The organism is Oleiphilus sp. HI0043, from assembly GCF_001634935.1.
In genome coordinates, this window is record NZ_LWEY01001172.1 from 1 (window position 1) to 1,477 (window position 1,477).

Sequence of the window (1,477 nt, forward strand, 5' to 3'; positions counted from 1 at the left end):
CTTTATGACCAGTTTTATCCTGGTGATATGATAGTGACTTTCACCTCGCCTTCAGAGTTTAACGTGACTGACAAAGCGACGGGTAGATCTTATCTGGCCAATCAGGCTTATTCACAGAATGATCCGATTGTCGTCAATGGCGTTCAATTTGAGATAACCGGCACGCCTACTGCGGGTGATAGCTTCTTTATCGAATCAACTGAAAAGCAGGGCGTTCTGTCAACGATTGAGAAGTTTATCTATACCTTGGATAACTTTACTGCCACAGAAGAAGGTCGAGCGACTTTTGATGCGAACCTGGAAAGTGCCTTGATAAACCTGGATAGCGCTGAAACCTCTATTCTAGAAGCTCGAAGCCAGATTGGTGCACGTCTGAACACTGTTGAAACAACAGAGGAACAGCTTAAGGATGTGGAGCTTCTAACAGAGCAAACTCTGAGCGACCTAGAATCGGTTGACTATGCGGAAGCAGTCAGTTTGTTGTCTTTGCAGCAGTTCACTCTGGAAGCTGCCTACTCTTCTTACTCCCAGGTGTCCTCGCTTTCCTTATTTGATCGCTTATAAGGCTGTGGCCTTTAAGCTTTCTTCTTTGACGCTTTGCTCCAGATGAGCGATGCAAGCCTGTAAGGTTCGGCTTATCTGAGTTTGATCCCTAATCATGGCTAGTTTTGGCCAGGTGCAGCGTTCACCCATTTTCAAGATATAGTCTCTTTCTGAAGGGCTGGGGTTCTTCATGAACTTAGCATACCAGGAAGGCGGAAATTCAGGGTGGATATTGATATCGCCCAAATAGTCCTGATCAAGCATCAAGGAGGCGTGATTTAGCCACGAGCTCCAAGCTTGGGAGTGAAATCGACGCTTGCCCAATTTAAGTAGCGCCTTGCCTTGAGAGAAGCTACTGCTGACCAATAGGTCGGCAAGGAAGGCTGCAAAACCATCTTCCTGACGTTGAGAGACAAAAGGCACAATATGTGGGTTGGCCTGGCTGACTATAAAGTAGTTTGCATTGTGAAGTCGGCTCATTCTTTGTCTTGGAATATCGGTAGCAAAAGAGCCGTCATACCAAAGCTCTCCTTTCAGGTAGGTTTGCTTTTCCCCGCGGGCATTCTTCTCGTAGAGCTGGCAAGGAGGAAATAAGCCAGGGACAGAGCAAGATGCTTGCGCTGCGGATGCGACAAAAACACTTGGTGCAGTTTGGTAGTTCAGAATTCTTGGCTTTTGGCCTGTTCGGGCAGGTGAAATTGTAATGCTTACGTTTCGGCCGGTTTTTTTAAAGGCTTCTTCAAAAGTCATTAATCCGACGTTGTGTTCAACGCAGCTGCGCAGTTGCTCTGGGTCGAGTAATGATTGCTGTTGCCAAATACCTTTAAGCGGTAAACGCTTCAAAGGGCTGTAGTTACTTTCCTCGGGCTTACCTAGAAGAGTAAGTACTTCCTTATTTGTGTGAGTAGCCAGCATGCCCGCCGTGATTGCTCCC

Annotated in this window: 2 protein-coding genes; one reads left to right on the forward strand and one right to left on the reverse strand. The window is 46.9% G+C overall.

Going from position 1 to position 1,477, the window contains the following annotated elements; translation table 11 throughout:
* The coding region (locus A3729_RS13500) for a flagellin (protein ID WP_255376394.1) at nucleotides 1–564 on the forward strand (564 nt) is incomplete at its 5' end.
* On the opposite strand, the gene A3729_RS13505 is transcribed toward A3729_RS13500, so the two are convergent.
* The coding region (locus A3729_RS13505; RefSeq protein WP_197475846.1) for a patatin-like phospholipase family protein at nucleotides 559–1,477 on the reverse strand (919 nt) is incomplete at its 5' end. The two genes, A3729_RS13500 and A3729_RS13505, sit on opposite strands and share 6 nt — an antisense overlap.